We start from the raw sequence: 26,234 nt of genomic DNA, 5'->3' as shown, positions 1-26,234 counted from the left end.
GACGGACGTCACGCTTACAGTCGGAGGTATGCAGACTTGGTCCTCCGTCGCCGTGCCCCGGCTGCCCGGCACGCCCCGCCCCCTCCGGCTCCACGACACCGCGACCGGGCAGGTGCGCCCGACGGCGCCGGGAGCCGCCGCCCGGATGTACGTCTGCGGCATCACCCCCTACGACGCGACGCACCTCGGCCACGCCGCGACGTACCTCGCGTTCGACGTGGTCAACCGGGTGTGGCGGGACAACGGGCACGAGGTGCACTACGTCCAGAACGTCACCGACATCGACGAGCCGCTGCTGGAGCGCGCGCAACGCGATTCGGACGACTGGATCGTGCTCGGCATGCGCGAGACGGCGCTGTTCCGCGAGGACATGGAGGCGCTGCGGGTGCTGCCGCCGCGCCAGTTCGTCGGCGCGGTCGAGGCGATCCCGGAGATCGTCGAGGTGATCGCGAAGCTGCTCGCCGACGGCAGCGCCTACCGCGCCGACGACGCCGAGTTCCCGGACATCTACTTCGACCACACCGCGACCGGCCGGTTCGGCTACGAGTCGAACTACGACGCCGGGACCATGGCGAAGTTCTTCGCCGAGCGCGGCGGCGACCCGGACCGTCCCGGCAAGCGGCACCCGCTGGACGCGCTGCTGTGGCGCGTCGCGCGCGAGGGCGAGCCGTCGTGGGAGTCGGAGCTGGGCGCGGGTCGGCCCGGCTGGCACATCGAATGCAGCGCGATCGCGGTGAACCGGCTCGGCCTCGGTTTCGACGTGCAGGGCGGCGGATCCGACCTGATCTTCCCGCACCACGAGTACAGCGCGGCGCACGCCGAGGCGGTCGCCGCCGACCACCCGTTCGCCCGGCACTACGTGCACGCCGGGATGATCGGGCTCGACGGCGAGAAGATGTCGAAGTCCCGCGGCAACCTGGTCTTCGTGTCGCGGCTGCGCGCCGACGGCGTCGACCCGGCGGCGATCCGGCTCGCCCTGTTCGCCGGGCACTACCGCGAGGACCGCGCCTGGACCGATCAGCTGCTGGTCGACGCCCAGGAACGGCTGGCCCGCTGGCGCGAAGCGGTCGCGCTGCCGGCCGGCCCCGAGGCGGGGGACACCGTGGCCCGGCTGCGCGACCACCTCTCCGACGACCTGAACACGCCGAAGGCCCTGACGGCGATCGACGCGTGGGTCACCTCGGCCCTGCGCCGCGACGGCACCGACGAGACCGCCCCGGGGCTGATCAAGGAAGCCGTGGACGCCTTGCTGGGCATCGTGCTCTGAGCTGCCAGCAGCGGGGCCGGACCTTCGTCGGTCCGGCCCCGCTGACTGTATAACGACCTATACCCCCGAGCGATGGCCATCAGCCAGCGCGAGGTGGTCGCCTTCCCAGCGACGGCGCAACCACCGATCATGCGAGGCGAGGACGACCGCGCCCGGCGCGCTGTCGAGCGCTTCGGACAGTTCCTCGGCCAGGCTGAGCGACAGGTGGTTGGTCGGCTCGTCCAGCAGCAGCACGTCCGGCGGCTCGGCGAGCAGCACGGCCAGCGCCAGCCTGCGCCGCTGGCCCACCGAAAGCTCGCCGACCGGACGGTCGTGTTCCCTCGGCGGCAGTAGCCCGAGTGTGGACAGCGAAGGAGCCGCGTCGCCGGCTGCGGCGCGGTACACCTCCTGCGCGGTCCGCTTCGGCCGGGCGAACGTGACGTCCTGCTCCAGCAGCCCCACCCGCACGCCGGGTCCGAAGTGGACAGTCCCGGCCGAAGGGGTGAGCTGCCCGGCCAGCACGGACAGCAGGGTGGATTTGCCCGCCCCGTTGCCGCCGGTCACGAGGAGCCGCGCGGTGCGGTCCACGTCCAGTTCGTCCAGCTGCACGCGGCCCGGAACCGCGATGCCGCGCAACGACACCGCCGGGCCTTCGCCGGTGGTGTCCGCGGTGAGCGTGGCCCGAAACCGAAGGGGCGCAGGCGGTTTGCGGACTTGCTCGCGCTCTAGCGTGTCCAGCTTGAGCTGCGCGTTGCGGACGCGGCGGGAAATCTGCTTCTGCACGCGACCGGTCTTGAAGTCGTAGAGCATCTTCGCGTTGTCCCGGGGCGCGCGGTCGTGCGCCACCCGCCGCGCGGTGCCGTGCACGGATTCCCGCAGCTGCTTGAGTTCCTCCTGTTCTTCGCTGAACCGTTGCTCCCATCGCGCCCGTTCGGCCTTTTTCTGGCCGAGGTAGGCGGTGTAGCTGCCGCCGTACCGCGTCGCGCCGCCGACGCGCCGGTCCGCCGGAACCGGGTCGAGGTCCACGATGTCGGTGCAGACCGCATCGAGGAACACGCGATCGTGCGAGGACAGCACGACGACGCCGGTCAGCTCCGCGAGATGCCGCTCGAGGAACTCCATCGCGTTGTCGTCGAGGTGGTTGGTGGGCTCGTCGAGCAGCAGCGTGCGCGGCCGCCGCACCAGCAGTGCGGCCAGCCCGAGCCGCGACCGCTGCCCGCCGGAGAGCGTGTGCAGCCGCCGGTCGTGCTTGATGTCGCCGAGCCCGAGACCGGCGAGGACGAGGTCCGCGCGCCGGTCGGCGTCCCACAGGTCGTGTGCCTGCGCCCATTCCAGGACGTGGCCGTACTCGCTGAGCACCTCCGGGTCGTCCGGGCGTTCGGCGAGCACGGCGGCCAGCTTGTCGAGCGTCGCCGCGGCGGTGCGGATCTCCGACAGCGCCTCGTCGAGGACGTCGGAAACCGTCGCGGTGCCGGCGAACGGCAGCTCCTGGAACAGGAAGCCGAGGTCGCCGTGCCGTACGACTTCGCCCGCGCGCGGGACTTCGAGCCCGGCGAGCAGCCGCAGCAGGGTGGATTTTCCGACGCCGTTTTCGCCGACGAGCCCGATCCGCCTGCCGGGCGACGCGACGAGCGAGACCCCGTTGAGGACGGTGCGGGCGCCGTAGCCGAACACGAGGTCGGAGGCGTGCAGGACGGTAGACATGAGTGATCACCGGGCCTTTGCGGTGGAAGCGAAATCCCCGACGGGCAACGCGCGGCTTCCCGGGAGCAGGGCTCGACCGGGAGCGGCCTCGATGCGGGGAGGGCTCGGCTCAGCTGTCCATGATGGGCGGGAGCGTAACCCAGGGCGCGGTCCGCTTGGCAACTGGTTTTTCCCGGGCTTGACGCCGCACCGTCGTCCTGCAACTCTGAAAGAACAGTTTCGAAAGAAATCCTTCAGAGTTAGGCCGGACCTCCGATGACTGAACTGCCCCCGCGCAAGCGGGTCGACGACGTCGAGCTGCTGCGCGCGCTCGCGCACCCGCTGAGGTCGGCGCTGGTGCACCACTTGATGGCGGTCGGCCCGTCGACGGCGAGCGAATGCGCGGACGCGGTCGGCTCGACGGCGTCCAACTGCAGCTGGCACCTGCGCAAGCTGGCCGAACACGGCCTGGTCGAGCGGGCCGACGGCGGCGACGGGCGGGAACGGCCGTGGCGGGCCTGCCAGGTCGGCCTGGTGCTCGGCGCCGCGGGCGGCGATCCCGCGCTCGCGGCGGCGCAGCTGGCGGTCGCCGGCACGGAGCTGGCCGAGGAGCAGGAGCTGACCCAGCGGTACCTCGACACGATCGAGCAGCTCGACGAGGACTGGCGCGAGGCAGGCGGCTTCTTCTCCTACGGATTGAACGCGACGCCGGAAGAAGTCGCTGCCCTGACGAAGGCGATCGACGACTTGATCCGGCCGTACGTCAGCACGATCCGCAAGGACGCGCCCGCCGACGCCCGCGCGGTCTTCCTCGGCATGCGCGCCTTCCGCCGGATCGGCCACGACGGGAAACCGGTATGAGACGCCTGCTCGCCGCGCCGGGATTCGCCCGGCTCTGGGTGTCGGCGTTCTTCGGCGAGACCGCCGAATGGATGCTGCAGGTCGCGCTGCCGGTGTACCTGTTCGTGCGCACCGGTTCGGCCGTCACGACCGCGTTGAGCATCGTGCTCGGGCTGCTGCCCGCCGTGCTGCTGAGCCCGATCGCCGGGATCGTCGCCGATCGATGGGACCGCCGGGTCGTGATGGCGGTGGTGTGCGCCGGCCAGGCGCTCGTGGTGCTGCCGCTGCTGATCGGCACGGAACTGCCGGTCGCGGCGGTCTACGCGGTGATGGCGGCGCAAGCGGGGCTGGCGTCGGTGTTCGAACCGGCCCGCAGCGCGCTGGTGCCGGAGCTGGTCGGAGTCGAGGACGTGACCTCGGCGAACGGGCTGATGAGCGTGAACGGCAGCGTCGCTCGGCTCGCGGGCGGCTGGGCCGGGGGAGCGTTGCTCGGATGGGGCGGCCTGGACCGGGTGATCGCCGGGTACCTCGTCGCGCTCGCGGTCGCGGGGATGCTGCTCGCGTTCCCGTTCCGCCGGGCGACGGCGCGGAGATCCGTGCCCGAGCAGGCGGACTGGCTGGCCGGAGTCCGCGATCTGGCGGGCAAGCGACTCCGCGCGACGAGTGTGTCGGCGCTGCTGACCTCGCTCGCCCAAGGCATGTTCCTGGTGCTGTTCGTGGTGTTCGTGCTGGACATCCTCCGCGGCAGCGAGGCCGACGCCGGGTTGCTGCGCGGCGTGCAGGCGATCGGCGGGCTGGCGGCCGGGTTCGCGGTGGCGACACTGGCCCGCCGGGTCGCGCCGGTGCTGCTGCAGGGCTGGGGCCTGGTCGCGGCGGGGCTGATGTCGGTGGCGATCTGGAATCTGCCGGGCGCGACCACGGTGCTCGGCGTGTACGTCGGGCTGTTCATGGCGGTCGGCGCGCCCGCCGTGGTGGCCGGCGCGGGGCTGCTGTCGCACATCCAGGCGGAGACCGGCCCGGACCGCGCCGGACGGGTGCTGAGCACGGTGTACGCGCTGATGGCCGCGGGTACGGCAGCCGGTTCGCTGCTCGCCGGCGCGCTCGTCGCGGTGATCGGCCCGACAGTGCTGCTGAACGTGCAGGCAGGCCTCCATGTGAGTGCCGGGCTGGTCGTTCTGGGGTGGGGGAATGGGCGGTTCCGGCGCTTCCGGGCGCGGAAAGTCGTTACGGTGGAGGAGTGCCGTCTCTCTTCGCCACCAGCGACCTCCACGTGACCCACGAGGGCAACGGCCCGATCGTCGACGAAGTGGTGCCCGACGATCCCGGCGACTGGCTGCTCGTCGCCGGCGACGTCGCCGAGTCCGCCAAGGTCATCCGGGAGACGCTCGCGACGCTGCGCGAGCGGTTCGCGAAAGTCGTGTGGGTCCCGGGCAACCACGAGCTGTGGACCACGCCCAACGACGAATGCCAGCTGCGCGGCCAGGCGCGCTACGAGTTCCTGGTGGAGCAGTGCCGGGCGATCGACGTGCTCACCCCCGAGGACGAGTTCCCGGTGTGGGACTTCGGGCCGGAGCCGCTCACCATCGCGCCGCTGTTCGTGTTCTACGACTACAGCTGGCGCACCCCGGAGACTGAGGGCAAGACCCGCGAAGAGGCGCTCGCGCACGCCCGCGACGTCGGCGTCGTGTGCACCGACGAGTACTACCTGCACCCAGACCCGTACGAATCGCGTGCGGCCTGGTGCGAGCAGCGGCTGAAGGTGAGCCGGGACCGGCTGGACGCGATCCCGGCCGATCGCCGCACGATCCTGATGTCGCACTGGCCGCTGCACCGGCACCCGACGAACCCGCTGTACTACCCGGATTTCGCGCTCTGGTGCGGCACCACGCAGACCGAGGACTGGCACCTGCGCTACCGCGCTGAACTGGCGGTTTACGGCCACCTGCACATCCCGCGCACGACGTCCGCCGACGGAGTACGGTTCGAGGAGGTGTCGCTCGGCTACCCGCGGGAGTGGCGCAAGCGCGCCCGGGGCGCGGTGCCGGTGCGGAAGCTGCTCACCGCCTGAGCGGACGCGACCGGACTGGTCGCGTCCGCTCAGGCTCGGTGCGGATCAGTCGAACGACAGCCGGCAGGCCGTTCCCGCGACGTGTGCCGGGACGTAGGCGCGGCGAAGGACCCAGTAGCACTCCTCGAACGAACTGGCGTCGCAAGCGTCGTGGGCGAGCCAAGGCTCGATGTCGTACGCACCCACCGCGTAGTCCATGCAGGCGCCGAAATCGTCCGCCTTCACCGGTGCGGCCGACGCGGCGGGCGCGGCCGCCGCGATCGCGCCTGCTGCGAGCAGCGTCGCCGCCAGTACCTTGCCGAACATCACTTACCTCCTGGTCCGCGCGACGTCGCTCGCGCCAGACCAGTCAACGAGAACCGCTCCGGGAGGCACCAGAGCAGCCCGGCGCGATCAGTCAACGGCGCAGACACCGTCATCCCGCCGGGCGGCGTGTCTTACCCTTCGTAGTCTTGTGGTCACGGTGCGTTCCCTCGTCCGTGGCGGGTCGTGAGCGGCGATCGCGGTTCTAACCGGGATAAACGCTCACGACCCCCACCTGGCTGCCCGCACGACTGCCGCCGACGCAGGCCTGAGCGCGCCGGGCTCGTGAGTGGCGGCGCCGGTTCTAACCGGCATCGCCGCTCACGAGATGCCTCAGCGCGCCGCCGCGGCCAGAGTCCGGGCTTGGAGGCAATGCGAGGGACCGTTATGGCGGCAGCCGAGGCGTGTCCGTCCAGGCCGAAGCCGCCGGCGGCCCGTTGGCTTGTGCCAGCGCCGTTGCGGACGGCGGGAGCAGGGTGTGTCGTCCGTGAAGGGCACCTTGAGGGAATCTGATTCCCCCAGGGTGCCCTTCACGGACATGAAGAAGCGGGCATTCTGGCATCGATCGGGCATTTCGCTGGCCTGGGCGTCCGTTGTGGACGGTCAGCGGGCCGAGGCCGCCCGGCTTAAGTCCTTGGCATCGCGGGCTGCGGGTGCGAGGGGGGTCGTGAGTGGCAATCGCGGTTCTAACCGGGATTGCCACTCACGACGGAAGTCAGCGCAGGCCGAAGCCGCCGCCGTCCTGGCCGGGCCGGCGGCGCCGCAGGTAGCGCTCGAACTCGGCGGCGATCTTGTCGCCCGAGACCTCCTCCATGGTGAAGTCGGTCTCGGCGTCGCCGCGCTCCTCGAGGCTGCGCACGTACTCGCTGATTTCCTCGTCCTCGTCGGCCATCTCGCTGACCGTCTGCTGCCACTCCTCGGCCTGCTCCGGCAGCGCGCCGAGCGGGATCTCGACGTCGAGGACGTCCTCCAGCTTGTGCAGCAGCGCCAGCGTGGCCTTCGGCGACGGCGGATGCGAGACGTAGTGCGGCACCGCGGCCCAGATCGACACCGCCGGGATGCCGACCTGCACGCAGTAGTCCTGCAGGATCCCGACGATCCCGGTCGGGCCCTGGTAGTTGCTGACCTCGAGCCGGTACTTGCTGGCGGTGTCCTTGTCGTACGCCGTCCCGGTGACCGGGACCGGGCGGGTGTGCGCGGTGTCGGCGAGCAGGGCGCCGAGCGCGACGACCATCGACACGTCCAGCTCCTGCACGTGCTCGACCAGCTCCGCGCAGAACTTCCGCCAGCGCATGTTCGGCTCCGGGCCCTGCACCAGCACGAGGTCGCGGTCGAAGCCCTCGGGGCGGCACACCGACAGCCGCGTGGTGGGCCATTCGACCCGGCGGGTGATCCCGTCGACCATCTTCACCGTGGGGCGGCTGACCTGGAAGTCGTAGTAGTCGTCCGGCTCCAGTTCGGCCAGCGGGGTCGCGTCCCAGGTGAGCTGGAGGTGTTCGATCGCCTGGCTGGCCGCGTCGCCCGCGTCGTTCCATCCCTCGAAAGCGACGATCATGATGGGTCGCTGGGCATCGGTGCGGTCGCGCTCCGGGTCGCCGGGCCGCGGGGTTTCGTCGACAGGCTCACTCACCTGACCAGCCTACGGCCTAGGCCGCCTACGCTGCGCAGCGTGTCCGCCCTCGCGTGTCACCAGGCAGGTGTGGCCCCGCTCACGGCGGCCCGCGTGGGACGCTGGAGGGGAGCGGGCCCGGCCGGGGCGCGGCAGGCGGACAAGGAGAAACTGTGACTGCACCGTCCTCTTCGGACGGACTGGCGGCTGTCCTCTGGGACATGGACGGCACCCTCGTCGATTCCGAGAAACTGTGGGACGTCGCGCTGTACGAGGCCGCCGAGGCGCTCGGCGGCACGCTTTCGGAGGAAGTCCGGATGACGCTCGTGGGGTCCAACATGGACGCCACCGCCACCGTGCTGCTGGAGCAGACCGGACGCCCGGTCACCCCGGAAGCGGTCGCGGAAACGGGGGAGTGGATCCGCCGCCGCACCGCGGGGCTGTTCGACGACGCGCTGCCGTGGCGCCCCGGCGCGCGCGAGGCGCTGGCCGCGGTCCGCGCGGCCGGGCTGAAGTCCGCGCTGGTCACCTCCACCGAACGGGCGCTGACCGAACTCGCGCTCGACACGATCGGGCGGGAATTCTTCGACGTCACGGTCTGCGGCGACGAGGTCGACGGTCAGAACAAGCCGCTGCCTCGGCCGTACCTCAAGGCCGCCGAACTGCTCGGCGTGCCAGCGGAACGCTGCGTCGCGGTCGAGGACTCGCCCCCGGGCGCCGAGTCCGCCGAAAGCGCTGGCTGCACGGTGCTCGTGGTGCCCAACGACGTGTCCGTCCCGGAGGGGCCGCGGCGCGTGTTCCGCGCTTCGCTGGCCGGTGTCGGCGTGCCCGAACTGGCCGCGCTGCTGCCGTCGCTGTGACCTCGGCGGCTTCCGGGTCACCCGGAGCGGCGCGGACGGCTGCGGGATGAAAGGATTCGGCACCGTGAAGACCTTCGATGAGCTGTTCGCGGAGCTTGCCGAGCGCGCGCGTACCCGTCCCGACGGGTCCGGCACCGTCGCCGCACTGGACGCCGGAGTGCATGCCCAAGGCAAGAAGGTGCTCGAAGAGGCGGGCGAGGTGTGGATCGCCGCCGAGCACGAATCCGACGACCGGCTGTCGGAAGAGATCTCGCAACTGCTGTACCGGGTGCAGGTGCTCATGCTCGGCCGGGGAATCTCGACCGAGGACGTGTACCGCTACCTGTGACGCGCTCGCGCACCGGAGACCGAGGAGAAAAGCGAATGCTGCGTGTTGCCGTGCCGAACAAGGGAGCCCTTTCCGTCGCGTCGGCGGAGATGCTTTCCGAGGCGGGCTACCGCAAGCGACATGACGGCAAGGATCTGACCGTGCTCGACCCGGTCAACGAGGTCGAGTTCTTCTTCCTGCGGCCGAAGGACATCGCGATCTACGTCGGGTCCGGCGAACTGGACCTCGGCATCACCGGCCGCGACCTCGCACTCGACTCGGGAGCGCCGGTGGACGAGGTGCTCGCGCTCGGGTTCGGGGCCTCGACCTTCCGGTACGCGGCGCCTGCCGGGCGGGAGTGGAAACCGGCCGACCTGCACGGAAAGCGGCTCGCGACGTCGTACCCGCGGCTGGTCCGCGACGACCTCGCGCGGCACGGCGTCGAGGCCGAGGTCATCCGGCTCGACGGCGCGGTGGAGATCTCGATCCAGCTCGGGGTCGCGGACGCGATCGCGGACGTGGTCGAGTCCGGGCGGTCGTTGCGGCAGCACAACCTCGTCGCGTTCGGGGAGCCGATCTGCGCGTCCGAGGCGGTCTTGCTGCAGCGGGCCGGGAGCGAGGGATCGAAGGCCAAGTCGCAGCTGGCGGCGCGGTTGCAGGGTGTGGTGTTCGCGCAGCACTACATGATGCTGGACTACGACTGCCCGCGGGAGATTCTTGAGCGGGCTATTTCGATTACGCCTGGGTTGGAGTCGCCGACTGTGGCTCCGTTGGCGGATGAGAAGTGGGTCGCGGTGCGGGCGATGGTGCCGCGCAAGGAAGTCAACCGGATCATGGACGAGCTGGCGGAGACCGGGGCCAAGGCTGTGTTGGCGTCGGATATTCGGTCCTGTCGGCTTTGAGCGTCACTGTATCTTTGGCGCCGACTTCGTCGTCGCGCGCGGGGTCGCTTTTAGCCGACGTTTGGGCTGAGCAACGGGAGGGGCCTTCGGCCTGTCCCGTTGCTCAGCCCAAACGTCGGCGCGACCCCGCGGTTTTGGTTGGGTGGCGTTTTTGGGTTGCTGGCGTGGGTGGCTTTGTTGTTTTTAGCGGGGGCGGTTGGGGCGTTTGGGCATTAGGTCGTATAGCTTTTTGCGTGCGCCGTTGTCGTTGACGTTGCGGGCTACTGCTACCTCGGAGATGAAGTCTTCGAAGACGAATTCGTCGTCGGCGGGGACTTCGGTGGGGCCGGGGTTTTGCGCTAGGTAGCTGTCTAGGGTTTCGGCGATTTCGCGGAACGAGACTGCTTGGATGGTTTCCGGGGCGAAGGTGGTGACTGGGACGCCGTGCGCGGCGGCCTCGTTCATTACTACGCCCAGGGGGACGTGCGAGAGCATCGGGACGCCGAAGGAGTACATCTCCTGCAGGGCGGCCGCGGCGTAGTGCGAGATCGGGCGGCGGTACAGGCCCGGGACGATGCCGAACCAGGCGATGGGGGAGCGGCCGGTCGTTTGCTCCACGTAGCGGACTTGCTCGGAGAGCAGGCGCAGGGCCCGGATGCTGGTCTTGTCCGGTTGGACCGGGACCAGGATGCCGTGCGAGGCGGCCAGGGCGTTGTTCGTCAGGACGTCCTGCGCCGGCGGGCAGTCGATGATCACGTGGTCGTAGTGCGCGAACTGGATCACCCTGGCCAGCTGCCAGCCGGGGACGCGGAACTGGTCCAGCCTGCGGATCAGGTCGAACATCCCGGGCGACGTCGGGATCACGTCGAACGCGCCGCCGCGGCCGAGGTTGCTGCGCGGATGCGGGACGGCCAGCTGCTCGATCGGGCCCTTCCACAGCTTGGTCAGCGCCTTCGCCAGGCTCGGCGCGTCCGCCGGGACCTCGTCCATGCCGAGCATCTCGGTCGTCGCGTGCCCCTGCGGGTCGAGGTCGACGAGCAGCACCCGCCGTCCGCGTTCGGCGAGGGCCGCCGCCGCGCCCACGCTCAGCGAGGTTTTGCCCACCCCGCCCTTCTGGTTGACCACCGAGGTGATCTGCATGCCGGAGCGCTCCCTTGTCGGTCGTTCCGCGAAGGCTATCGGACTCGCGCGCCGCAGCGCGCTCATCCGCCCCCGGCCTGTCGCGGGCGCACCAGCAGAGCCTGCGCGCCGGTGCCGACCGGACCGGAACGATCGTGCAGCGTACTGGTCGCGGTGCCGATCCCGTGCGGCCCGACCAGGGTGACCGCGTCCAGCCCGATCCACTCGCCCTCGGGCATCCGGCGCAGGTGCACGGTCAGCTCGGAGTTGATGAACCACCAGTCCGCCGTCGGCAGGAAATGCGACACCCCGTTGCCGGAGTCGGCGATCGCGAACAGCCGCTGCAGGCCGGTCGGCTCCTCGCCGTCCACCAGCGGATAACGCTGCCGCCCCCACACCGCGGCCGGGCCGGGCGAGGAGATCGCGCCGCGCACCGAACGCCATTCGATCGCGTGCAGGTAGCCGCCCTGCCAGTCGTCCGGGAACGCCGCCTCCGCCCCGGCGTCGGCTGACGGCAGCAGCGGACCGCCGTCGGTGGCGATGTCGGCGGTGTCGGACGTCGCGATCCGCCACCCGGACGCCCGCGCGACCGTCCGGCCGTTCGCGGACAGCTCGGACTGGACCAATTCGACCGTCCGGCCGGGCCGTTCGATCCAGGACCGCTGCTCCAGCTCGCCCACCGGGGCCGGGCCGAGGATCTCGACCGTGACCCGGGCCAGCTGAGCCGGATGCGCGGACTCCAGCCGTTCCAGCCCGCGCACGAGCAGCGCCGACGGCGGGCCGAAATGCTGCGCGCCCGGATTCCACGGACCGGTGGTGTGGTCGGTCGCCTCGTACCGCTCGCCGCCGAGCGGGAGGAAGAACGCGTCGCCCATCAGTCGGCCCGGTCCAAGGCCGTCTCCTCGCCCGGATCAGGCTCCGGCCAGCCCGGATACTCGGGCGGCGTGCCGCCGAACTCCGGGCAGTGCGCCTGGTGGTCGCACCACGAGCACAGCTTGCCCTTGTTCGGCCGGAAATCGCCGGTCTTGCCCGCTTTCAGGATGGCCTGCCAGATCGCCTCGAGAGTGCGCTCGAAGCGGACCAGTTCGCCCTCGTCCGGCGTGTAGGCCAGCGACTGGCCGTCGGTGAGGTACATCAGCTTCAGCTGCCGCGGGACCACCCCGCGCAGCCGCCACAGCACCAGCGCGTAGAACTTCATCTGGAACAGCGCCTTCGCCTCGCCGATCTCGCGCGGCGCGGCGCCGGTTTTGTAGTCCACGACCCGGATTTCGCCGGTCGGCGCGACATCCACCCGGTCGATGTACCCGCGCAGCAGCACCCCCGAGCCCAGCTCGATCTCCACGTGCAGCTCGCACGCCTCCGGCTCCAGCCGGCTCGGATCCTCCAGCTCGAAATACGAATCAAGCAGCTTTTCCGCCGAGGCCAGCCACTTCTCGGTCTCGCCGGGTTCGCCGTCCGCGAACAGCTCCGTCCACTCCGGACTGTCGCCGGACAGCTCCGTCCACGTAGGCGCGAGCAGCTCCTTCGCCCGAGGTGCGACGCGTTCGGCGGCGGGCAGCGCGAAAAGCCGCTCCAGGACCGCGTGGACGAGCGTGCCGCGCAGCTGCGCCCTCGTGGGCACCTCCGGCAGCCGGTCGACCGCGCGGAAACGGTAGAGCAGCGGGCACTGCTTGAAGTCGCTCGCCCGGGACGGCGACAACGCGGGCCGCCTCCTGGCGGGTGGACTGGTCTCCCCGGGAGGGGTGGTGACCGTGGCGGTGTCGGACATGGGGCAGAGCGTAACGCTGGGGTACGACAATTGTTTGGCGGCGGCTTCGCCGCCGCGTGCGGGATCGCCTTTAGTCGGCGTCTGACCGAGTGGTGTGCTGGGCCCCAGGGGGCCGGGCACACCACTCGGTCAGACGCCGACGCGATCCCGCGTTGTGGCTGGGTGAGAGGTGTCTGGGGTGTGGACTAGAGGTGCGGGGATGGGCGAGGTCGGGATGACGCCGCAGGGGGCGGGGTGGTTGCCTGGTGGGTTTTTGATGGGGAGGCATTCGCATCCGAGTGGGCAGTTGGTGTATGCGGCGTCTGGGGTTTTCAGTACTACCACCGAGTTCGGGACTTGGGTGGTGCCTGCGGACCGGGTTAGCTGGACGCCTCCTGGGGTGGTGCATTCGCATCGGTTTTACGGGCGCACTGATACTCGGATTCTGGCCATTCCCTCGGCGGAGTGCGGGGGGTTGGGCCGGAGGGCCGGGGTGTTTGCGGTTTCGCCGTTGTTGCGGGCTGGGATTTTGGCCTTGACCGGGGACGAGGTGCGGTCGGCTGACGCGGAGCGGCGGGTTCGGGCGGTGGTGCTTGACGAGCTGGGGGTGGTTCCTGGGGAGGGGCTGCATCTGCCGGAGCCTCGGGACGATTGGCTGCGCGTGGTCGCCGAATTGCTGCACGCCGAGCCTGGGCGGGGCGAGACTCTGGCTGGGCTGGGGCGGCTCGCGGGGGCTAGTGAGCGGACGTTGAGCAGGTTGTTTCAGAGCGACCTCGGGATGAGCTTTCACCGGTGGCGCACGGTGCTGCGGGTGCATCACGCGTTGTTTCGGCTGACGGAGGGGGCGTCGGTCACGGATACCGCGATCGCGTGCGGGTGGGCGAATCCGTCGGCGTTCATCGGGGCGTTCACGGCGCTGGTGGGGCAGACGCCGGGGCGGTATCAGGCTGAGTTGCGCGAGCGCGCCGAGTAATTGGCGGGTTTGGGGCATCGGCTGCCCGGTTGCTGGTGGTCCGCGGGGCGGGGCCCGGAACACAGTGGTGATCATGAATCAGGCAGACGAGAAAACCACTGTGGTTGTTGTGGGCGGCGGGGTCGCGGGGCTCGCACTGGGGGTGTTTCTCCAGCGCGGCGGGACTCCTTGCGTGGTCTTGGAAAAGCACAGCCGGGAGTACGTGGAGCAGCGGCAGCGAGCCGGATCGCTCGACGGGCGCGGGGTGCGGATGCTGCGCGAATGGGGCGTGGGCGAGGCGGTCGAGGAGCACGGGGGCGGGCCGTCCGACGTGGTGCTGCCGCTGATGGTCGACGGCGAGCGGCGGTCGTGGCGGATGGACGCCGACGAGGACGGCGCGGGTGCGTTCATCCCGCAGCAGGTTCTCGTCCGGAACCTCATCCGGATCTTCCTGCGCGACGGCGGCGATCTCCGGTTCGGGGCGGAGGACGTCGCGCTGGAGGGGCTCGACACGGAGCAGCCCCGGGTGCGGTACCGGGACGGGGCGATCAGCTGCGAATTCGTCGCGGGCGCCGACGGGTTTCAGGGCGTCAGCAGGTCGGCGATCCCGGACGGATTCCTCACCTGTCACAGCCACGAGTTCGGGTACGCCTGGCTCTCGGCGATGACGGACGTGCCCGCGGACCCGGCGGCTGTGATGGCGGTGCACTCGCGGGGCTTCGCCGCACAGATCACCCGCGGGCCGAACGCGAGCCGGGTCTACCTGCAGTGCCCGGTGGACGACACCGTCGGCGACTGGCCGGACGAGCGGGTCTGGGACGAACTCGCCGAGCGGTTCGGCATGCCAGTGGCGCGGGGGCCGATCGCGACCAAGCAGGTGGTGCCGTTGCGCGGGGTGGTGTTCAGCCCGATGCGCTACGGCCGGTTGTGCCTCCTCGGGGACGCCGCGCACCTGATTTCGCCGATGAGCGCGGAGGGCATGAGCCTCGCGCTGCACGACGCCGAGGTGCTCGCCAGGGCGGTCGTCGCTCAGGTGGAGAAGGACGATACGAGCCTGCTGGAGGGCTACTCGGACACCTGCCTCGCCCACGTCTGGGAGCGGCAGGCATCGGCGGTCTGGATGACGGACGCGATGCACGATTCCGGTGACGCCTCGTATCGCGGGGAGTTCCGGAAGCAGGTGGCGCGGGCGAATCTGGAGAACCTCGTCCAGCCGAAACCCGCCTGACCCGACCGGCCGGGAAGCTTCCGGAGCACCAACGCCAGGGTTTGTCGTCCGTGAGGGGCCCCTTGAAGGAATCTGATTCCCTCATGGGGTCCCTCGCGGACCTGCGAATGCGGTCAGACGGGTGTCAATCGGGCATTTCGCCGGGAGCGGTGTCCCGTGTGGACAGTAAGCGGGCCGGGGTCGCCGGCTCCCGGGCATCGGCCCTGAGTCTCGCGAGTGCCTTCCCGGCGATCCGGGCAGGCCGGACGAGACCGACACCACCCGTCCGGGGACACCGGGTCACCGGCTTCCCACACCCGGACCCCTACGCTGGGCCGCATGGCCGCGACCAGTCAGCACGGCGCCGGGCCCGCTCGGCGCGCCGGCGGGGACGGTGGCCTGCTGCTGTTCCGGGTCGGCGGGGTGCCCGTTTTGCTCGCTCCCTCGTGGTGGATCGGGTCGCTGATCATCGTAGTGCTCTACGCGCCGCTGGTCGGGCGGCTGCTGCCGGACGTTTCCACGCCGACCTCGTGGTTGCTCGCCGCGGCGTTCGCGGTGCTGCTCGGGCTTTCCGTGCTCGCGCACGAACTGGGGCACTGCCTCGTCGCGCTGCGGCTCGGGATTCCGGTGCGGCGGCTGAGGCTGTTCCTTCTCGGCGGACTGTCCGAAGTGGCCCGTACGCCGCGACGGCCGGGGCAGGAAGGGCTTGTCGCGGCGGCGGGTCCGGCGGTTTCGCTGGTGCTGGGCGGGTTCTGCTCGCTGCTGCTGTTCGCCGTGCCGCCGGACGGCGCGGTGTGGCTGCTGGTCGCGGAGTGCGCGGTGGCCAACTTCGCGGTCGGGTTCTTCAACCTGCTTCCCGGGCTGCCGCTGGACGGCGGACGGCTCGTGCGCGCAGGCGTCTGGGCGATGACCGGCTTGCGCGCCAAGGGGACCAAGGCGGCGGTGGCCGGCGGCGCGCTGGTCGCGACCGGGCTGATCGTGTGGGCGCTGCTCGGGCTGGCGATGCAGAGCCCGGACCGATGGCTGCGGCTCGGCGTGTGCGTCGTGACGGCGTGGTTCGTGATCCTCGGCGCGCGGTCCGAGCTGGCCGCCGAAGCCCGGCGCGGCTGGCCCGCGGGGCTGGAACTGTCCGATGTGGTCCGTCCGGTGCTGCAGCTTCCGGCGGAGAGCCCGGTGTCCGACGCGCTGGCCGCCTCGGCGGGACGCGGTGTCGTGCTGGTGCGCGCGGACGGGGTCGCGGCGGGATTGCTGGACGAGCAGGCCGCGCAGCAGCTGGCCAGCCTCAGCCCGCACGCGCCCGCCGAACAGGCCGCGGAGCCGATCCGCGCGGAGACGGTGCTGCTGGCGTCGGAGCCGGGGGAGGAGATCGCCGAGCGCGTGCGCGAGACACCCGCGTGGCAGTTCCTCGTGGTCGACGACGAAGGGCGGCCGGCGGGCGTGCTGCGCCGCGAAGACCTGCGGGCCGCGCTGATGCAGGGCCGTCGCGCGCGGTGAGGGGCACCCGCGCACGACGCGCGGGGGACGACCTGCGAGGATTCGACGTCGGCGTTCCGGGTTTCAGTGGAGGAAGAAGTTGTCGGTCAGCGGACCGTTTCGTGCAGGTGACCGGGTTCAGCTGACGGACTCGAAAGGCAGGCACTACACCCTCACGCTCGCCGACGGCGGCGAGTACCACACGCATCGCGGCGCGCTCGCGCACGACGACCTCATCGGCCTTCCCGAGGGCAGCGTGGTCACCTCGGCCGGCGGCAGCAACTATCTGGCGCTGCGGCCGCTGTTGCCGGACTACGTGCTGTCGATGCCGCGCGGCGCGCAGGTCATCTACCCCAAGGACGCCGCGCAGATCGTGATGTGGGGCGACATCTTCCCGGGCGCGCGCGTCCTCGAAGCCGGGGCCGGCTCGGGCGCGCTCACCTGCTCGCTGCTGCGCGCGGTCGGTCCGGCGGGACAGGTCTTTTCCTACGAGATCCGCGACGACCACGCCGAGCACGCGGAGCGCAACGTCGTGAAGTTCTTCGGCGAGAAGCCGGACAACTGGACGCTCACCGTCGCCGACCTGGCCACGCACGCCGGCGAGGTCGACCGGGTCGTGCTGGACATGCTCGCGCCGTGGGAACAGCTGCCGAACGTCGCCGCGCACCTGGTGCCCGGCGGGGTGCTGACCGTCTACGTCGCCACCGTCACGCAGCTGTCCCGGGTCACTGAATCGTTGCGGGAACAGCAGTGCTGGACCGAACCGGAGTCGTGGGAGACGCTGATGCGGCCCTGGCACGTCGTCGGCCTCGCGGTGCGGCCGGACCACCGGATGGTCGCGCACACCGCGTTCCTGCTCACCGCGCGCCGCCTCGCGGACGGCACGGTCTCGCCGCGGGTTTCGCGGCGGCCCAGCAAGGGCAAAGGCTAACCAGGGACACACCAGCGGCCGTTCTCGCGACGCAGCGGGAACGGGGTGTCCTTGTGCCCGCCCGAACCTTCGACGCGCACCGTCACCGTGGCCTTGTCGCCCGCGATGGCGGGCGGCTCGGTGAGCGAGACCTGAAGCGGGCCCGCCGCGTCCCATTTAGCTTGGAGTTCCTTCAGCGCCGCCGCGGTTTGCGGTTTGCACGTGAGCGTGCCGAATTCGGCTGAGTCGGCGCGGGTGATCGCGTCGACGAGAGTCCGCGCCAGCGTGGCCACCGCGGCCTGATCGGCCTCAGGTGCGGGAGAAACGGACGGGCTGACGCGCGGCGAAGGCGGGGGACTGGGCGGCGCGCTCGTCGGGCGGGCGGGCCCCGGCAGGCTGATCAAGACCAGGCCGAGGACACCGCCCGCGACGACGACCGCGAGCAGGACGAGTGCCGTGCTGAGCCGGCGTCTCACTTAGTGGTCCGTGCTGACCTTCCCGAGGCACCAGGCACCGCCCTGGCGCAGGGCGGTGAGGGTGCCGTCGGCGGTCTTCGTGGACATGGTGACGTGGTACTTCACCGTCGCCTGGTCGCCGCTTTCCTGCGGGCTGCTGGTCAGCTCGAAGTGGATGCCCGAGGGCATCTTCTCGGTCGGCTTCTGGCCCTTGGTCAGGCTGGTGCAGAGCATCGAGAACAGCCCGTCGGTGTCGGAGCTGTTGTACGCCTCGGACGCGGCCTGGAACAGCTCGGCCGGCGTCGCCTTCGCCCCGGCCGCGGCCGGGGAGTCGCCGCTGCTCGAACCCGAGGACGCCGAGGTCGACGGGGACGAGGAGGAACTGCCGCTCGGGCCGCTGGACTGCGGTCCGGCCGGGGCCGAGGACGACGCGGGCGGGGCGGCGGTCTTGGTGTCGTCCTTCTTGTCGCCGGTGAGCCAGATGATCAGCCCGGTCGCGCCGCCGAGGACGACTACCGCGGCGACCGCGATGCCGACGATCAGGCCGGTCTTCTTCTTTTTGGGCGGCTCCTCGCCGAACCCGCCGAACTGGCCGCCCGGCTGCTGCCCGAACGGCCCGCCGGGCTGCTGGCCGAACTGGTCCGGCTGCTGTCCGAAATGCCCGAATTGATCCGGCTGCTGCCCGAACTGCGGACCGCCCGGCTGCTGGTATCCGCCCTGGTAGGGGCCGCTCTGACCAGGTGCGCCGGGCGCGGCCGGGAACCCGCCGGACTGCGGGCCCTGCGGCGGCTGCCCGCCCTGGTTCCAGCCGCCCTGCTGCGGCTGCCCGTACGGCTGCTGGCCGCCGGGCTGCTGCCCGTACGGGTTCGGCTGCTGGCCGCCCTGGTTCCAGCCGCCGGGCTGCTGCGGCGGATAAGTCATTTCGGTTCCCCCTGCCGTGCTAGCGAAAGTCCGGGCCACCTGCGGAGCGTGGCCACCCGGGGATGCTAGCCAGCCTGGCGCGTTTCCGCGCAGCCAGGCCGCGAGACGGGTTTGCCGGGCGCCCGGCGGGGCATCCGGAACGCGTTCGGTTCCGCGTTGCGGAAACCCGCGCGGGGCGGATTCCCGCTCGCGGCACCGAATCGGCCGCTTGCGCTGCGCGCGCGGGCGTGCTGACGGCGGGAAAAAGCGCGACGCGCCGGTCTTGTGATGCGGAAAGGCCTTTTCTTGTCGGTGATCGCCGGTACCGTGGAATGAAAAGCACTCCGAGGAGGTGCCCGATGCATCATGACCTTCCCGGAGGTCGGCGCGAGGAGGCCGACCCTTCAGCAACCGGCGGAGCAGGGCAGACAACTGAGGAACAAGCCCGGCAGATCCGCTTTCTCGAGGAAGAAGTGGCGCTGCTGCGCCGCAGGCTCACCGATTCCCCGCGACAGAACCGCGTTCTCGAACAACGTCTCGCCGAGGCGTCGGAACGGGTGAGTCAGCTCACCGAGCGGAACACGAAACTCGTCGAAACCCTGCGCGAGGCGCGAGGGCAGCTGCTCGCCCTCCGCGAGGAGGTCGACCGGCTGGCCCAGCCGCCGAGCGGCTACGGGGTGTTCGTCGAGGCGTACGAGGACAACACGGTGGACGTGTACACCGCGGGGCGCAAGATGCGCGTCTCGGTGTCGCCCGCGGTGGAGGTCTCGTCGCTGCGGCGCGGGCAGGCGCTGCGCCTGAACGAGGCGCTCACCGTCGTCGAAGGCGGCGAATTCGAGCGCACCGGCGAGGTGTGCGCCCTGCGCGAGGTGCTCGCACCGGACGTCGAGGGCGGCAGCACGCGCGCCCTGGTGGTCGGCCACGCGGACGAGGAGCGGGTCGTGCTGCTCTCCGACCCGCTGGCCGAGCAGCCGCTCAAACCGGGCGATTCGCTGCTGGTCGACTCGAAGGCGGGCTACGCCTACGAGCGGGTGCCGAAGGCCGAGGTCGAGGACCTCGTGCTGGAGGAGGTCCCGGACGTCCGCTACGAGGACATCGGCGGCCTGACCAGGCAGATCGAGCAGATCCGCGACGCGGTGGAGCTGCCGTTCCTGCACGCGGACCTCTACCAGCAGTACCAGCTGCGCCCGCCCAAGGGCGTCCTGCTGTACGGCCCGCCGGGCTGCGGGAAGACGCTCATCGCCAAGGCGGTGGCGAACTCCCTGGCCAAGAAGGTGGCCGAGGCCCGCGGCGACAACGCGGACGGCAAGTCCTACTTCCTCAACATCAAGGGTCCCGAGCTGCTGAACAAGTTCGTCGGCGAGACCGAGCGGTCGATCCGGCTGATCTTCCAGCGGGCGCGGGAAAAGGCCTCCGAGGGCACCCCGGTCATCGTGTTCTTCGACGAGATGGACTCGATCTTCCGCACCCGCGGCTCCGGCGTGTCGTCGGACGTGGAGACGACGATCGTGCCGCAGCTGCTGTCGGAGATCGACGGCGTCGAGGGGCTGGAGAACGTCATCGTCATCGGCGCCTCCAACCGCGAGGACATGATCGACCCGGCGATCCTGCGGCCGGGGCGGCTCGACGTGAAGATCAAGATCGAGCGGCCGGACGCCGAGGGCGCGAAGGACATCTTCTCGAAGTACCTGGCCGAGGGCCTGCCGATCCACGCCGACGACCTGGCGGAGTTCGGCGGGGACCAGAAGGCCACCTTCGACGCGATGATCCAGCACACCGTCGAGCGGATGTACGAGGAGAGCGACGAGAACCGGTTCCTGGAGGTCACCTACGCCAACGGGGACAAGGAGGTCCTGTACTTCCGCGACTTCAACTCGGGCGCGATGATCCAGAACATCGTGGACCGGGCGAAGAAGTCGGCGATCAAGTCGGTGCTGGAGACCAAGCAGCCCGGCCTGCGCGTGCAGCACCTGCTGGACGCGATCGTCGACGAGTTCGCGGAGAACGAGGACCTGCCCAACACCACCAACCCGGACGACTGGGCCCGGATCTCCGGCAAGAAGGGCGAGCGGATCGTCTACATCCGCACGCTCGTCACCGGCAAGAACCAGGAATCGGGGCGGGCGATCGACACCGCCACGAACACCGGTCAGTACCTGTAGCGCACCGCGAACCTGTGGGGCCGCCGGCATCGTCCGGCGGCCCCACAGGCCGTTTCGGGTACTTGGTCGGCCCGGTTTCGCGTCCGTGAGGGGAACCCCGAGGGAATCAGGGGCCGTGAAGGTGTCCCTCACGGACCTGGGGCTTCTGCGTCAGACCTTTTCCAGGACCGATTGCCGCGCCCGGGAAAGCCGGCCGTGCGACGCGAGGATCCCGAGCACCACCAGCAGCGCGCCGACGGGTTCGTTCCAGTGCACCGGTTCGTCGAGGACCAGGACGCCGAGCAGCACCCCGACCACGGGTGTGAGGTAGGTCACTGCGGAGGCGTTGGCCGCGCCCCAGGCGGTCGCGATGGCGGTGTTCCAGGTGTAGGCCACACCGGTGCCGAGCACGCCGAGCGCGAGCATCGACAAGACCACGGCGAGGTTCAGGTGCACCGGCTGCGTGGCGATCACCGGGGTCGCGGCCAGGAGAATGACGGTGGCGAAACCGGTTTGCCCGAAGGCGACGACGACCGGGTCGGGGTTGCGCGGCGACACGAACTTCCGCAGGTACACGAAAGCCAGGCCATAGCAGGTCGTTGCGCCAAGGCAGGCGAGCTGTGCGAGGACTTCGTGGCTGAGGTCGATGCCGCGCCAGACCCCGACGAGCGTGAGCACGCCCGCGAAACCCAGCAGCAGTCCGGCGGCTTTCGGCCGGGTGAGCCGTTCGGCGGGCAGCGCGGCCGCGGCGAACAGCATGGTCAGCAGGGGAGTGGTGGCGTTGAAGATGCTGGCGAGCCCGGACGCCACGTACTGCTCGGCCCACGAGTACAGCAGGAACGGGCCCACGCAGAACAGCAGCGAGACCACTGCGAGATGCCCCCACAGCGCGGGATCGCGGGGGAGCGATCGCCTGCGCAGCACCAAGAATCCGCCGAGTGTCAGCGCGCCCAGCGCGACCCGGGCCAAGGCCACCTGAGCCGGCGACAGCCCTTGCAGGCCCACCTTGATGAAGAGAAAACTCGCGCCCCACGCGACGGCGAGCGCGACAAAGCGCGCGGCGATGCCGAACCTCACTGAACCTCCGTTAACGACCGACTGTCTGCGGCCAGTCAACGTGCGCGCCACGCCCGGAGTCCAGCGGGTTTCGGTCACTGCGCTCGACGTCAGTGTATAACGCCCTATACTGCGCCGCGTGAGCACTGACAACGCCCGTCCGCGGCCGCCGATCACCGAAGCCGACGTCCTCGCCTGGCTCGAAACGACCGCCGCCGCCGTCCAGGCGGGGGAGCTGAACGCGAACGACCTGATCGACCTCCTGGGGGAGCTGCGCCGCGCCTCCGCGGCCTGCGCCGACGCCTCCGACTGGGCACTCCTCGCCGCCCGCGAGGAAGGAGCCAGCCTCCGCCAAATCGCCCCCGTCTTCGGCAAAGGCTACGTCCGCGCACCCGCCGCCCGCCTCGAAAAACTCCACCGCCAAGCCCAAAACGCCAGCCAATGGCTCGCCATCCTCCGGCACAAACAAAGTGTATAACGACCTATACATCTGGCGATCAGAAAACACTCCGCGTCGCCTCGCCTAACCTTTCTCCGCAATTCTCAAACACAGCAACGACAAGGGGACCCCGATGGACCGCATCGCGGTGGGCCTGGCCGCGCTTGGCCGTCCGGCATATATCAACCTGGGGCGGGATTTGCCCGAAGTCCGGGATGTGCCGTCGATGCGCGCCGCGACGCACGCGGTGCTCGACGCTGCCTACGCGGCCGGGGTGCGCTGGGTCGACGTCGCACGGTCCTACGGCCGTTCGGAGGAGTTTCTCGGCGGCTGGCTGGCCGAACGCGGGCATCAGGACATCACGGTGTCCAGCAAGTGGGGCTACCGCTACGTCGGTGATTGGCAGCTCGACGCGGAGGTCCATGAGGTCAAGGAACACACGCTGCCGCGGTTTCGTGAGCAGTGGGCGCAAACCCGGCAACTCCTGGGCGGACACGTGGACCTGTATCAGGTTCATTCGCTCACTGTGGACAGTCCGCTTTTCGCTGACCCAGCGCTGATCGACGCACTGGCCGCGCTTTCCGACGACGGCGTCGAGGTCGGATTCTCCACCTCCGGGCCGGCGCAGGCGGACGTGGTCCGCCGGGCGTTCGAGCTGGAATCGGGCGGGCGGCCGGTGTTTTCGTCGGTTCAGTCCACTTGGAACGTTTTCGAGCCGTCGGTCGGCCCGGCGCTGGCCGAGGCGCGGGCGGCCGGGAAACGGGTGCTGGTCAAGGAAACTCTCGCGAACGGTCGGCTCGTCGTCGAGGCCCCGGAACCGCTGCGGCGGATCGCCGAGGCGCACGGGGTCGGCCCGGACGCGATCGCGGTGGCGGCGGTGCTCGGGCAGGAGTGGGCTCCGGTGGCGGTGCTCGGTCCGTCGAGCCCGGCGCAGCTGGCCGCGAACCTGGCTGCCGCGCGGGTGCGGCTCAGCGGCGAAGACCGCGCTGTGCTGGGAGAACTCGCGCAGGACGCGCGGGAGTACTGGGCGCATCGATCCCACCTCGGGTGGAGCTGAGCGGCTGCATTACCCTCGGGCGCACCACGGCCCGGGGCGGACGGGCAAATCTGAGCGCGGAGGGGCAACGTGCGTCGTCGGCAGGTGCCAGCGGTCGCTGTGCTGGTCGGGCTGGGCGCGCTGGCCGGGCTCGCCGGGTGCGGCAATCGGCCCAACAATCTTGAGACCTATTACGACGATCCGGTTCCGGACACGAGCGCCCCGGTGGCACCACCGGTGTCGCGTCCGGTAGATCCGCCGGTTGTTTCTTCTTCGCCAGCCCCGGATCCGCGGCGCGCGGAGGCAGCCCTGCTGTCCGATTCGGACGTTGCCGAGGAGGGCGTCGCTCCGGGGTCCGGGCGGGTTTCCGGATGTTTGAGCGGGTTGGCTGCGGGGGAGCGCAAGTCCGTGAGCTGGGTATACCCGAGCGGTTCAGCGTTGACGCACGAGGTCACGATGTACGCGGATCGGTCGGGTGAGGACGTCGTCGCACGCACACATTGTGCAGGTGCCGAGGTGGAGTTACCGCCGCAGCCGGGAATCACCGTGCAGCGAGCGTGGTGCGAAGGCTCGACATGTGCGGTGCTGGTGGCCAAGGGGAGTCTGGTGTCGGCGCTAAGCGTCGCGGCAAGCACCCCAGCACGAGCACAAGACGCGGCGAAGCGGCTACTGCCAAAGCTCACGGCGAAGCTCTAACCACACACCCAGCACACGCTTCTTTAACCGGACCACGACCGCGGGATCGCGTCGGCGTCTGACCGAGTGGCGTGCCCGGCCCCCTGGGGCCCAGCACGCCACTCGGTCAGACGCCGACTAAAGGCGATCCCGCACGCGGCGGCGAAGCCGACGCCATCAAACACAGCTCCGGAACCATTCTCGAATGCCCTCACGGCCGTCTGGGATGAAGCGACGGCTGGGGTTGGGGTCAAAAACCCACGCCCGAAGCTCCTCCAGCGAAACCCAGCATCCCTCCACGATCTCCTCCGGTTGGTGGCGGACCGGTCCGTCCCAGCGGACTTCGAAGGCGAAGTTGTGGCAGCGGATGCTTCCGTCGTCGTAGATTTTGGTGAACAGCGGTTCCGGTTCCACTCCGTGGACGCCGAGTTCTTCGGCGAGTTCGCGGCGCGCGCAGTCGGCGGGGGTTTCGCCCGCGGCGACGACTCCGCCCGCCCAGCAGTCCCAGGTGGACGGGAAAACGTCCTTGTCCGCGGTGCGCAGGTGCACGTAGACGGACTGGCCGTCGCCCGATCGGACGAGAACGACGCCGGCGGCGTGCCACAGGCCTTCGGCTCGGACCTGGGAGCGGAGGGCTTCGCCTACCGGCTGGCCTGCGTCGTCATAGAGGGCAACGAGTTCGTCACTGCCTGGCATGGGGGCATCGTCGCACGCGGCGAACCCGTAGGGTGGTGGGCATGCGTCGGATCATGGGAACCGAAGTCGAGTACGGCATCGCCGTGCCCGGGGACGCCACGGCGAACCCGGTGCTCACCTCGACTCAGGTGGTGCTGGCCTACGCCGCGGCTGCGGACATCCCGAGGGCGCGCCGGGCGCGCTGGGACTACGAGGTGGAGTCGCCGTTGCGCGACGCGCGCGGGTTCGACCTGACCGGGCCGGGCGGTCCGGGGCACGACCCGGACGTCGAGGACCTCGGCGCGGCGAACGTCATCCTCACCAACGGTGCGCGGTTGTACGTGGACCACGCGCATCCGGAGTACTCGGCGCCGGAGGTCACGAACGCGCGGGACGCGGTGATCTGGGACAAAGCGGGCGAGCGGGTGATGGAGGAGGCCGCGCTGAAGGCGGCCACCGTGCCGGGGCAGCCGCCGTTGCAGCTGTACAAGAACAACGTGGACGGCAAGGGCGCGAGCTACGGCACGCACGAGAACTACCTGATGCAGCGGTCGACGCCGTTCACCGCGGTGATCGGCGGGCTGACGCCGTTCTTCGCGTCGCGGCAGGTGATGTGCGGGTCCGGCCGGGTGGGGATCGGGCAGCAGAGCGAGGAGGCGGGTTTCCAGCTTTCGCAGCGCTCGGACTACATCGAGGTCGAGGTCGGGCTGGAGACGACGCTCAAGCGCGGGATCATCAACACGCGCGACGAGCCGCACGCGGACGCGGACAAGTACCGGCGGCTGCACGTGATCATCGGGGACGCGAACCTGTCGGAGTACTCGACGTATCTGAAGGTCGGGACGACGGCGCTGGTGCTGGACCTGATCGAGGCGGGCGTGCGGTTCGACGACCTGAAGCTCGACGAGCCGGTGCGGGCGGTGCACAAGATCAGCCACGACCCGACGCTGAAGACGAAGGTCGAGCTGGCGAACGGGAAGAAGTTCACCGGGCTGGACCTGCAGTTCGCCTATCACGAGCTGGCGGCGGCGAATCTCGAGCGCACGGGCGCGGACGAGGCGTCGAAGGAAGTGCTGCGGGTGTGGGGCGAGATCCTGGACGCGCTGGCGCGGGATCCGCAGGAGTGCGCGGACCGGCTGGACTGGCCCGCGAAGCTGCGGCTGCTGGAGGGGTACCGGGAGCGGGACCAGCTGGCGTGGGGCGCGCCGCGGCTGCGGCTGGTGGACCTGCAGTATTCGGACGTGCGGCTGGGGAAGGGCCTGTACAACCGGCTGGTCACGCGGGGTTCGATGAAGCGGCTGGTCACCGAGGAGGAGGTGCAGGCGGCGATCACGAATCCGCCGTCGGACACGCGGGCCTACTTCCGGGGGCGGGCGCTGGAGAAGTACGCGTCGTCGATCGCGGCGGCGTCGTGGGATTCGGTGATTTTCGACGTGGGCCGGGAGTCGCTGGTGCGGATCCCGACGCTGGAGCCGTTGCGGGGGACGAAGGCGCACGTCGGGAAGCTGCTGGACGCGGCGGCGACGGCGGAGGAGCTGGTGGAGGCGATCACCGGTTCGGACTAGCGCGATCCCGGCGTTTCGGGCCGGTTGAAGGCCCTTTTCGTCGGTACCGCTGGGTAGGCTAGGGAACATCGGCCAGACCGGGAGGCG

The 26,234-nt window shown here is 70.4% G+C and carries 26 protein-coding genes and 1 pseudogene; 17 read left to right on the top strand and 10 right to left on the bottom strand.

Annotated features, from left to right (window positions below):
- Positions 1 to 28 precede the first annotated feature (28 nt).
- Positions 29 to 1,267: a cysteine--1-D-myo-inosityl 2-amino-2-deoxy-alpha-D-glucopyranoside ligase gene (mshC, locus tag ACFSVL_RS15540; RefSeq protein ID WP_378304670.1), complete on the top strand. Its 1,239-nt coding sequence runs from the start codon at positions 29 to 31 to the stop codon at positions 1,265 to 1,267.
- Positions 1,268 to 1,324: 57 nt separating this feature from the next.
- On the opposite strand, the gene ACFSVL_RS15535 is transcribed toward mshC, so the two are convergent.
- Positions 1,325 to 2,950 carry an ABC-F family ATP-binding cassette domain-containing protein gene (locus ACFSVL_RS15535; protein WP_378304668.1) on the bottom strand — a complete coding sequence of 542 codons (1,626 nt, stop codon included), beginning with the start codon at positions 2,948 to 2,950 and terminating at the stop codon, positions 1,325 to 1,327.
- A 255-nt stretch (positions 2,951 to 3,205) separates the two neighbouring features.
- On the opposite strand from ACFSVL_RS15535, the gene ACFSVL_RS15530 reads away from it, so the two are divergent.
- Genes ACFSVL_RS15530 through ACFSVL_RS15520 form a run of 3 tightly spaced genes read left to right on the top strand, consistent with a single transcriptional unit; the run spans position 3,206 to position 5,837 of the window.
- A complete protein-coding gene (locus ACFSVL_RS15530; protein WP_378304667.1) occupies positions 3,206 to 3,790 on the top strand; it encodes an ArsR/SmtB family transcription factor in 585 nt (194 codons plus the stop codon).
- Complete coding sequence (locus tag ACFSVL_RS15525; RefSeq protein WP_378304665.1) at positions 3,787 to 5,043, top strand: MFS transporter; 1,257 nt, start codon at positions 3,787 to 3,789, stop codon at positions 5,041 to 5,043. Before ACFSVL_RS15530 ends, ACFSVL_RS15525 begins: the two co-directional genes overlap by 4 nt.
- Positions 5,007 to 5,837, top strand: coding sequence for a metallophosphoesterase family protein (locus tag ACFSVL_RS15520; protein ID WP_378304663.1), 831 nt, complete (start codon positions 5,007 to 5,009; stop codon positions 5,835 to 5,837). Before ACFSVL_RS15525 ends, ACFSVL_RS15520 begins: the two co-directional genes overlap by 37 nt.
- Before the next feature lie 45 nt (positions 5,838 to 5,882).
- Here ACFSVL_RS15520 and ACFSVL_RS15515 read toward each other — a convergent pair whose 3' ends face one another.
- Together ACFSVL_RS15515 and ACFSVL_RS15510 are read right to left on the bottom strand one after the other, a co-directional pair.
- On the bottom strand, positions 5,883 to 6,143 hold the full coding sequence (locus ACFSVL_RS15515; RefSeq protein ID WP_378304661.1) for a hypothetical protein: 261 nt from the start codon (positions 6,141 to 6,143) through the stop codon (positions 5,883 to 5,885).
- 712 nt (positions 6,144 to 6,855) lie between these two features.
- Positions 6,856 to 7,770, bottom strand: coding sequence for a PAC2 family protein (locus tag ACFSVL_RS15510; protein WP_378304659.1), 915 nt, complete (start codon positions 7,768 to 7,770; stop codon positions 6,856 to 6,858).
- A 152-nt stretch (positions 7,771 to 7,922) separates the two neighbouring features.
- Here ACFSVL_RS15510 and ACFSVL_RS15505 point away from each other — a divergent pair, with 152 nt between their 5' ends.
- From ACFSVL_RS15505 to hisG, 3 genes are all read left to right on the top strand, one after another.
- Positions 7,923 to 8,609, top strand: a complete 687-nt coding sequence (locus ACFSVL_RS15505) for an HAD family hydrolase (protein WP_378304657.1) — start codon at positions 7,923 to 7,925, stop codon at positions 8,607 to 8,609.
- 64 nt (positions 8,610 to 8,673) lie between these two features.
- The gene (locus ACFSVL_RS15500; protein ID WP_027927607.1) at positions 8,674 to 8,937 is read left to right on the top strand and encodes a phosphoribosyl-ATP diphosphatase; all 264 of its coding nucleotides are present in this window, start codon (positions 8,674 to 8,676) and stop codon (positions 8,935 to 8,937) included.
- 35 nt (positions 8,938 to 8,972) lie between these two features.
- Positions 8,973 to 9,818, top strand: coding sequence for an ATP phosphoribosyltransferase (hisG, locus tag ACFSVL_RS15495; protein ID WP_378304655.1), 846 nt, complete (start codon positions 8,973 to 8,975; stop codon positions 9,816 to 9,818).
- A gap of 183 nt (positions 9,819 to 10,001) precedes the next feature.
- On the opposite strand, the gene ACFSVL_RS15490 is transcribed toward hisG, so the two are convergent.
- From ACFSVL_RS15490 to ACFSVL_RS15480, 3 genes are all read right to left on the bottom strand, one after another.
- A complete protein-coding gene (locus ACFSVL_RS15490; RefSeq protein WP_378304653.1) occupies positions 10,002 to 10,937 on the bottom strand; it encodes a ParA family protein in 936 nt (311 codons plus the stop codon).
- 62 nt (positions 10,938 to 10,999) lie between these two features.
- Entirely contained in the window at positions 11,000 to 11,791 is a 792-nt protein-coding gene (locus tag ACFSVL_RS15485; protein ID WP_378304651.1) for a thioesterase family protein, read from the bottom strand.
- Positions 11,791 to 12,684: a RecB family exonuclease gene (locus ACFSVL_RS15480; protein WP_378304649.1), complete on the bottom strand. Its 894-nt coding sequence runs from the start codon at positions 12,682 to 12,684 to the stop codon at positions 11,791 to 11,793. The genes ACFSVL_RS15485 and ACFSVL_RS15480 overlap by 1 nt, the downstream gene beginning before the upstream one ends.
- Positions 12,685 to 12,883: 199 nt before the next feature.
- Between ACFSVL_RS15480 and ACFSVL_RS15475 the strand changes: the two are divergent.
- The 5 genes and pseudogenes from ACFSVL_RS15475 to ACFSVL_RS15455 form a co-directional block, all read left to right on the top strand.
- Positions 12,884 to 13,165 (top strand): annotated as a pseudogene (locus tag ACFSVL_RS15475) (AraC family ligand binding domain-containing protein); the annotation flags it as partial.
- Between the two features lie 33 nt (positions 13,166 to 13,198).
- Positions 13,199 to 13,636 (top strand): helix-turn-helix transcriptional regulator, encoded by a 438-nt coding sequence (locus ACFSVL_RS15470; protein ID WP_378304693.1) that lies wholly within the window; start codon positions 13,199 to 13,201, stop codon positions 13,634 to 13,636.
- Between the two features lie 73 nt (positions 13,637 to 13,709).
- Positions 13,710 to 14,843: a 4-hydroxybenzoate 3-monooxygenase gene (locus ACFSVL_RS15465; RefSeq protein WP_378304648.1), complete on the top strand. Its 1,134-nt coding sequence runs from the start codon at positions 13,710 to 13,712 to the stop codon at positions 14,841 to 14,843.
- 318 nt (positions 14,844 to 15,161) lie between these two features.
- Positions 15,162 to 16,316, top strand: coding sequence for a M50 family metallopeptidase (locus ACFSVL_RS15460; protein ID WP_378304646.1), 1,155 nt, complete (start codon positions 15,162 to 15,164; stop codon positions 16,314 to 16,316).
- Between the two features lie 79 nt (positions 16,317 to 16,395).
- Positions 16,396 to 17,226: a tRNA (adenine-N1)-methyltransferase gene (locus tag ACFSVL_RS15455; RefSeq protein ID WP_378304644.1), complete on the top strand. Its 831-nt coding sequence runs from the start codon at positions 16,396 to 16,398 to the stop codon at positions 17,224 to 17,226.
- Here ACFSVL_RS15455 and ACFSVL_RS15450 read toward each other — a convergent pair.
- Together ACFSVL_RS15450 and ACFSVL_RS15445 are read right to left on the bottom strand one after the other, a co-directional pair.
- A complete protein-coding gene (locus ACFSVL_RS15450; protein WP_378304642.1) occupies positions 17,223 to 17,681 on the bottom strand; it encodes a hypothetical protein in 459 nt (152 codons plus the stop codon). The two genes, ACFSVL_RS15455 and ACFSVL_RS15450, sit on opposite strands and share 4 nt — an antisense overlap.
- Positions 17,682 to 18,581 (bottom strand): hypothetical protein, encoded by a 900-nt coding sequence (locus tag ACFSVL_RS15445; protein ID WP_378304640.1) that lies wholly within the window; start codon positions 18,579 to 18,581, stop codon positions 17,682 to 17,684.
- Between the two features lie 338 nt (positions 18,582 to 18,919).
- Between ACFSVL_RS15445 and arc the strand changes: the two genes are divergently transcribed.
- Positions 18,920 to 20,722 (top strand): proteasome ATPase, encoded by a 1,803-nt coding sequence (gene arc, locus ACFSVL_RS15440; RefSeq protein ID WP_378304638.1) that lies wholly within the window; start codon positions 18,920 to 18,922, stop codon positions 20,720 to 20,722.
- A 150-nt stretch (positions 20,723 to 20,872) separates the two neighbouring features.
- Here the strand turns inward: arc and ACFSVL_RS15435 are convergent, their stop codons facing one another.
- Positions 20,873 to 21,778: a DMT family transporter gene (locus ACFSVL_RS15435; RefSeq protein ID WP_378304636.1), complete on the bottom strand. Its 906-nt coding sequence runs from the start codon at positions 21,776 to 21,778 to the stop codon at positions 20,873 to 20,875.
- A gap of 118 nt (positions 21,779 to 21,896) precedes the next feature.
- Between ACFSVL_RS15435 and ACFSVL_RS15430 the strand changes: the two genes are divergently transcribed.
- From ACFSVL_RS15430 to ACFSVL_RS15420, 3 genes are all read left to right on the top strand, one after another.
- The gene (locus ACFSVL_RS15430; RefSeq protein WP_134668472.1) at positions 21,897 to 22,235 is read left to right on the top strand and encodes a hypothetical protein; all 339 of its coding nucleotides are present in this window, start codon (positions 21,897 to 21,899) and stop codon (positions 22,233 to 22,235) included.
- 94 nt (positions 22,236 to 22,329) lie between these two features.
- Positions 22,330 to 23,253, top strand: coding sequence for an aldo/keto reductase (locus ACFSVL_RS15425; protein ID WP_378304634.1), 924 nt, complete (start codon positions 22,330 to 22,332; stop codon positions 23,251 to 23,253).
- Between the two features lie 69 nt (positions 23,254 to 23,322).
- Complete coding sequence (locus ACFSVL_RS15420) at positions 23,323 to 23,928, top strand: hypothetical protein (protein ID WP_378304632.1); 606 nt, start codon at positions 23,323 to 23,325, stop codon at positions 23,926 to 23,928.
- Between the two features lie 156 nt (positions 23,929 to 24,084).
- On the opposite strand, the gene ACFSVL_RS15415 is transcribed toward ACFSVL_RS15420, so the two are convergent.
- The gene (locus tag ACFSVL_RS15415; protein ID WP_378304630.1) at positions 24,085 to 24,603 is read right to left on the bottom strand and encodes an NUDIX domain-containing protein; all 519 of its coding nucleotides are present in this window, start codon (positions 24,601 to 24,603) and stop codon (positions 24,085 to 24,087) included.
- Positions 24,604 to 24,644: 41 nt separating this feature from the next.
- Here ACFSVL_RS15415 and dop point away from each other — a divergent pair, with 41 nt between their 5' ends.
- A complete protein-coding gene (dop, locus tag ACFSVL_RS15410; protein WP_182894703.1) occupies positions 24,645 to 26,147 on the top strand; it encodes a depupylase/deamidase Dop in 1,503 nt (500 codons plus the stop codon).
- Positions 26,148 to 26,234: the final 87 nt, after the last annotated feature.

Origin of the sequence: Amycolatopsis silviterrae, assembly GCF_042684085.1 — a bacterium.
GTDB lineage: Bacteria > Actinomycetota > Actinomycetes > Mycobacteriales > Pseudonocardiaceae > Amycolatopsis > Amycolatopsis silviterrae.
The sequence above is the reverse complement of the archived record's forward strand: the minus strand, read 5'-3'. Positions and strand labels throughout refer to the sequence as shown.